Raw genomic sequence first — 255 nt, 5'->3', positions numbered from 1 at the left:
GAGTGCCCTTTCGTAGCAACTAATGACAAGGGTTGCGCTCGTTGCGGGACTTAACCCAACATCTCACGACACGAGCTGACGACAGCCATGCAGCACCTGTGTAATGGTTCTCTTTCGAGCACTCCCAGATCTCTCCGGGATTCCATCCATGTCAAGGGTAGGTAAGGTTTTTCGCGTTGCATCGAATTAATCCACATCATCCACCGCTTGTGCGGGTCCCCGTCAATTCCTTTGAGTTTTAATCTTGCGACCGTA

At 51.0% G+C, this 255-nt stretch carries 1 rRNA gene; it reads right to left on the bottom strand.

Features of this window, described 5'->3' with window-relative positions:
* Positions 1–255 (bottom strand): 16S ribosomal RNA (locus GCN75_RS28985); the annotation flags it as partial.

Origin of the sequence: Janthinobacterium violaceinigrum (assembly GCF_009208555.1) — a bacterium.
In the GTDB taxonomy this organism is placed as follows: Bacteria; Pseudomonadota; Gammaproteobacteria; order Burkholderiales; family Burkholderiaceae_D; genus Janthinobacterium; species Janthinobacterium violaceinigrum.
Note: the sequence above shows the minus strand (reverse complement) of the source record. Positions and strands in the feature narration are given on the sequence as shown.